This is a genomic window from Streptomyces neyagawaensis (assembly GCF_023516595.1).
In the GTDB taxonomy this organism is placed as follows: Bacteria; Actinomycetota; Actinomycetes; order Streptomycetales; family Streptomycetaceae; genus Streptomyces; species Streptomyces neyagawaensis.
This window is the reverse complement of the sequence record NZ_JAMGBG010000101.1, coordinates 1-5,806: the sequence shown is the minus strand read 5'-3', so window position 1 is coordinate 5,806 and position 5,806 is coordinate 1. Positions and strand designations below refer to the sequence as shown.

At 72.7% G+C, this 5,806-nt stretch carries 5 protein-coding genes and 1 pseudogene; 2 read left to right on the top strand and 4 right to left on the bottom strand.

The window, feature by feature from the left end; genetic code table 11:
* Window positions 1-326, top strand: a pseudogene (locus M8J73_RS32820) (LLM class flavin-dependent oxidoreductase); the annotation flags it as partial.
* 169 nt (window positions 327-495) lie between these two features.
* Here the strand turns inward: M8J73_RS32820 and M8J73_RS32815 are convergent.
* Window positions 496-888: an SCO5389 family protein gene (locus tag M8J73_RS32815; RefSeq protein WP_055717359.1), complete on the bottom strand. Its 393-nt coding sequence runs from the start codon at window positions 886-888 to the stop codon at window positions 496-498.
* Window positions 889-1,230: 342 nt separating this feature from the next.
* On the opposite strand from M8J73_RS32815, the gene nucS reads away from it, so the two are divergent.
* Window positions 1,231-1,911, top strand: coding sequence for an endonuclease NucS (gene nucS / locus M8J73_RS32810; RefSeq protein WP_249829435.1), 681 nt, complete (start codon window positions 1,231-1,233; stop codon window positions 1,909-1,911).
* A gap of 125 nt (window positions 1,912-2,036) precedes the next feature.
* Here nucS and M8J73_RS32805 read toward each other — a convergent pair whose 3' ends face one another.
* From M8J73_RS32805 to M8J73_RS32795, 3 genes are all read right to left on the bottom strand, one after another.
* Window positions 2,037-4,736 (bottom strand): ATP-binding protein, encoded by a 2,700-nt coding sequence (locus tag M8J73_RS32805; RefSeq protein WP_249829434.1) that lies wholly within the window; start codon window positions 4,734-4,736, stop codon window positions 2,037-2,039.
* A 300-nt stretch (window positions 4,737-5,036) separates the two neighbouring features.
* A complete protein-coding gene (locus M8J73_RS32800) occupies window positions 5,037-5,360 on the bottom strand; it encodes an STAS domain-containing protein (protein ID WP_009297239.1) in 324 nt (107 codons plus the stop codon).
* A gap of 183 nt (window positions 5,361-5,543) precedes the next feature.
* Window positions 5,544-5,806, bottom strand: a 263-nt coding sequence (locus M8J73_RS32795) for a 3-hydroxyacyl-CoA dehydrogenase family protein (RefSeq protein ID WP_249829433.1), incomplete at its 5' end; no start/stop codon positions are given.

Below are 5,806 nucleotides of genomic sequence, written 5' to 3'. Positions count from 1 at the left end.
GTGTCTGCCAGATCGCGGACCGGCGCACCGACGCCGTGGAGGCGCTCACCAAGGCGATGCCGGGCTGGCTGAAGCAGGGCCTGGAGGCCCATGTGACCGTCGACGGCCGTGTCCGGGCCATGCGGGACCCGGTGGCGTACACCGAACTGCTCTGCGGGCTGCACCCGGTGGGGACGCCGCGGCTGTGCGTGGACCGGCTCTCGGCGACGAGCGAGCGCACGGGCATCTCCCGCTTCGCCCTGCTCGTCGAGGGCTCCGGAGATCTGTCGGCGACGGAGGAGAACGTACGGCGACTCGGTGCCGAGGTGCTGCCTCACCTCGGCTGAGCCGTTCCGTGCTGTGCGGTGCCATGTCGTGCCGTTCGTGCTGTGCGGTGTCGTGCCATGTCGTGCGGTGCCATGTCGTGCGGTGCCATGTCGTGCCGGGTAGCTTGCCGCCCCGCTCTACCGACGCACCTCCCCCGGTTGGAGCGGCAAGCCGTGCTGCCTCATCGCCTCAGCAGTCCCGGAGTTCCGGGGACTGGTTGAGGAGCTGGCCCCGGATCGAGGTGAAGCGGGCGAGCCTGTCGTCCACGGACGGGTCCTGCGGGAACACCGCCACCCGGTGGCAGTTCTGGAAGGCCAGCCGTACACCGAAGTGCCGCTGCAGGGCGCCGCGAATCGCGTCGCTGGCGAGCGCGCGCAGCAGCTGCCCGCGCGCCTGCTCGTCCGGCGGGGGCGTCTGGTTGTCGGCGAACTCTCCGCCTTCGACCTTCAGCTGGACCACCAGGGAGCTGATCATCTCCCACGCGTAGGGCAGGGAGGTCCGGACGCAGTCGACGAAGGCGGCTTCGTCGACCTCGCCTCGCTCGGCCTGTTCGAGTAGGGCCGGTGAGACGTCGAGCGACATGGGTACTCCTCTCGCACCCCCACTACATCAGGGGTTGACGGACAGGGTCGGGGTTCGCGTTACCGAACACGCAGAGTGCACGGTTCGCGACCTCCCGTTTATACGGTAAGCAACCTAACGTGACCGCACCAGGAGATTGCGCGCACCGACCCCACCCGAGACGCTCACAATCAGCCAATGCCGAACAGGAGTTGACAGCGGCACATGCCACGGGACGCCGGCGGCGCCCGTGCGGGCGCGGGGTGGTGTGACGGAGGGCGACGGGGGCCGGACGGGCGGGGGCGGGGTCGTCATGGCGGTCGAATCGCGCGCACCCACCGCCGTCGAGTAGCGTTGCCGACCATGCGTCTCGTCATTGCCCGCTGCTCCGTCGACTACGCGGGCCGGCTCACCGCCCACCTCCCCCCGGCCCCCCGTCTGATCCTGGTGAAGGCGGACGGCAGCGTCTCGATCCACGCGGACGACCGGGCCTACAAGCCCCTCAACTGGATGTCGCCGCCGTGCACCTTGAAGGAGGACGCGGGGGACCCGGACGGCACGCCTGCCGTCTGGACCGTCATCAACAAGGCGGGCGAGAAGCTCATCATCACCATGGAGGAGGTCCTCCACGACTCCTCGCACGAGTTGGGTGTCGACCCCGGTCTGATCAAGGACGGGGTGGAGGCGCATCTCCAGGAGCTGCTCGCCGACCGCATCGAGACCCTGGGCGAGGGCTACACCCTCATCCGCCGTGAGTACATGACGGCCATCGGCCCGGTGGACATCCTGTGCCGGGACGCCGCCGGCGCGACCGTCGCGGTGGAGATCAAGCGGCGCGGCGAGATCGACGGCGTCGAGCAACTCACCCGCTACCTGGAGCTGTTGAACCGCGACCCGCATCTGGCGCCGGTCCGCGGTGTCTTCGCCGCGCAGGAGATCAAGCCCCAGGCCCGGGTGCTGGCCACCGACCGGGGCATCGACTGTCAGATCCTGGACTACGACGCCCTGCGCGGTATCGAGGACGACAAGCTGCGGCTGTTCTGAGCCATTTCACGAAGAGAGGCCGGGTCCGCGGATCGGACCCGGCCTTTCTCTGTGATCTGTTCCCTGGGACCTGTTCCCTGTGATCTGTTCCCAGGGACCTGTTCTCCGACCTGGTGGTCGGAACGTCAGGCGGGGGTTCCGGGCGTCTCCGGAGTGCTCTCCGAGGCGCTGGCCGAGACGCTGTTGGACGGCGCGGTGCCGCCCGTGGTCCCGGCGGTCGTCCCGCCGTCGGCCCCGCCCGTCGTTCCGTCGGTGGTCGTCCCGCCGTCCGTGGTGCCGCCGGTGGTGCCGCCGTCCGCACCACCGGTGGTGTTGCCGGTGGTGCCGCCGTCCGTACCGCCGGTGGTTCCACCCGTGGTGCTCCCGCCGTCCGCCGTACCGCCGTCCGTACCGCCGGTGGTCCCGCCCGTGGTGGTCCCGCCGTCCGCCGTACCGCCGTCCGAGCCGCCCGTGTCGCCGCCGGTCGTCCCGCCGTTGCTCCCGCCGGTCGTGCCGCCGTTGGAACCGCTGCCGGAGCCGCCCGAGGAGCCGCCCCCGCTCGTGCCGCCGTCCGACGAACCGGACGACTCGGAGGGCGACGGCTTGCCGTCCTTCGTCGGCTTCGCCGACTCGCTGGGCGTCGGGTCGTCCGCCGTGCCGTACGTCCCGTCCGGGCCGGGGTCGCTCGGCTCGGGGAGCACTCCGGGGCCGTCGTCGCCCTCGCCCTGCTTGGCGCGGTCGGCGCCGAGGCCACCGTCGTCGGCGCCCTCACTGGCGGAGGGGTTGACGCCGATCCGCTCGGCCGGGGTGTTGTCCTTGTCGGAGGTCGCGCCGAGCGTCACCACGGTGCCGAGCACGGCGGCGAGCAGGGCGCCCGCCCCCGCGGCCACCACGTTGCGCCGGGCGCCGCCGACGAAGTTCTTGAGGACACCGCCCCGGTGGGCGGGCGAGCCGCCGCCCGTGCGCTGGGTGACGAGGGTGGACTCCCCCGTCGACAGGGCCGGGCCGACGGCCGCGCCGAAGGCGGCCGGGACGTACCCGGAGGGCACTCCGCCGGGCGGTGCGGCCGACTCCTCGTGCCGGGCGTCGGGCACCTCCTCCCCCGCCGCCGTGCGCCCACCGGGCGGGGTCGCCCCGGAGCGGTCGGCGACCAGGGCGAGGGCCCTGCGGCCGGCGACGGTGCCGCGCTTGTCGGCGAGGACGCCGCGCAGCCCGATGGACGCCTCCAGCTCCGCGCGGGCCTCGTCGAGCCGGCCGCGGCACAGCGCGAGGACACCCAGCTCGTGGTGGAAGTACGCCTGTTCCCCGGCCTCCTCGGCGAGGCGGGCCGCCTCGACGCCCGCCCGGAGCGCCCGCTCCCAGGCGTTCCAGTGCAGGCCCGCCGCGAACGCGGGCGCCGCCTGCCGGGCGAGCCGCACCGCGACGCTTCCCTCCTCGTCCCCGGAGGGCGAGGTGAGCGGCACGAGGGCGGTGAGCGCGGCGAGCAGGGCGTCCGCCTCGGCGGAGACCCGCTCAGGGGTGACCGACGGGTGCCCGGCCCACCAGGCGTAGTGCTGGGCGGCGGTACGGGCCCTGTCCTCGGTTCCGTCGCCGTATCCGGCGGCCTCCAGCTGGGTCCGCACGCCCGCCGCGAGCCGGTAGCGGGCGCCGACGGGGGTGACCAGGGCGCACGCGACCAGCTCGCCGAGGGCGGCGTCGGCGTGGGTGTCGCCCACGAGGGCGGGCAGATGCGCCTGGTGCGGGACCTCGCCGCCGAGGACGACCGCGAACCGCAGGGTCTCGCGCGCCGACGCGCTCAGCCTGGAGGCGAGCAGCGCGGCGGGCGCGGCGCCCTCGGCGAGCGAGGGCAGCGGTACGTCGTGCCCGTCCTCGGCCGGCTCGAAGGGCACGTCGGCCGGCGGCGCCTCGTGGAAGACGCCGAACTCGTCGACGGCGTCCTCGCCGGCCCGCTGCCGGTCCCGTTGCCTCAGCAACGCCCCGGCCTGGGCGAACCGCAGCGGCAGCCCCTCGGACTCGAACCAGAGGTCGCCCGCCCAGTTCGACTCGTCCTCGGTGAGGTCGCGTCCGACGGCGCGCTCCAGCAGCTCCACGCTGCCCGCCCGGTCGAAGCCGCCGAGGACGATCTCCTCCAGGGGCGCGTCGGACGACGGCAAGGGTGTGTCGGGGGTGGCCGCGATCAGGAAGGCGCACTCGGGGGTCGCGTCGAGCAGGTCGTCCAGCTCGGCGCCGCCGAACTCCAGGTCGTCCAGGACCACGACCGCGCCGATCTCCCGCACGAGCGCGAGGAACTGCTCACGGCCGGGCCGGTGCGCGGGCGCGCTGTGCACGGTCGCGAACAGGTCGTGGAGCAGGTCGTCCGCGGTGCGCCGGAATCCGGAGAGCCGGACGACACCGTCGGGCGCGAGGTCGGCGCAGTCCCCGGCGACGGCGTCGAGGAGTGTGGTGCGGCCCGAGCCGGGGGCGCCGGTGAGGCGGACGGAGCGGCCGCGCGCGAGCAGCCGTACCAGCCGTGCCCGCTCGTCGTCCCGCTGGAGCAGGGGCAGCTTGGCCAGGGCGGGGCCCGGGGGCACCGGTGGCCGGGCGGCGCGGTCGATCTCGGCGCGCTCGGCCGGGGCGTGCTTCTCGGGCCGGGCGGGCAGCTCGCCCGGCGGGCAGTTCTCTATCTCACTGCCGTCCACGGGGTTGACGGTGAGCAGGAAGTCGCCCGAGACCAGCTGGACCGTGCGGGCGAGCGCCGGGGCATGCCGGTCGAAGTCCTGGGACAGCGCCTCGCGGGGCGGGCGCCTGCCGGGTGCCTGTGCGTCGTCGTGGCCGTGCTCGTCGGATGCCCGGTTCGTCGGGTCCATAGGTTCTAGCCCCCCAAAAGCGTCTCGTGTGCTGGAGCCCCTCCCGGCCTTGTCGCACACCGCGCTGTCGCTTCTGGTCCGGAACCCGCTCGAGGGTTGCTGGCGGCGGGCAGCCGAACCCTAAACCTTCGCACAGTATCTCCGACAGTCCGGGGTACCGCGCCGCCCGAGACATCACAGTCTCGTGAGAATTGGGCGTGTGGTGCGTTTCGCCCCCATGGTCCGCACGACCCCGGGAGCAGCCATGACGACCGAGTGTCCCGTGTTCACGGAGCCATACGTAGGAACCCGTACGTCTGTTCACACCCGGGGCAGCGACTCCAGGCCGATGCCGCCCTCGATCGCCAGGATGCGGTGCAGTCGCGTGGCCACGAGCAGCCGCTGCATCTGCGGCGGTACACCGCGCAGCACCAGCCGCCTTCCGCACCGTCCCGCCCGCCGGTGGGCTCCCATGATCACGCCGAGTCCGGTGGCGTCCCAGGAGTCCAGCTCTGACAGGTCGAGCACCAGGTCGCCGGCTCCGTCGTCGACGGCCGAGTGCAGGACCGTACGGGCGTCCGCCGCGCTGCGTACGTCGAGGCGGCCCCCGACGACCAGCTCGGCGTGGTCGCCCCTGATGTACATAAGCGCTCCCGTGAGTGCGTCTCGTACTCCGTGATCTGGGTGATGCAACGTCTGACGGTGTTTGACACCGTCAGGTTGCCGTCTGTGAGCGAACCGATACCGAATTCACCTCAAGGGGTGATGCCCCGGAGGCTCGTGCGTTCACTTGGGCGGTAAGTGCCGCGCGTGACACGTGTGTCGGCGTCAGTGCTTGTAGAAGCCCTGCCCGCTCTTGCGACCGATGTCACCGGCGTCCACCATCCGGCGCATCAGCTCCGGCGGGGCGAACTTCTCGTCCTGGGACTCGGTGTAGATGTTGCTGGTGGCGTGCAGCAGGATGTCGACGCCCGTCAGGTCGGCGGTGGCCAGCGGTCCCATCGCATGGCCGAAGCCCAGCTTGCAGGCGAGGTCGATGTCCTCGGCGGTGGCGACGCCCGACTCGTACAGCTTCGCGGCCTCGACGACCA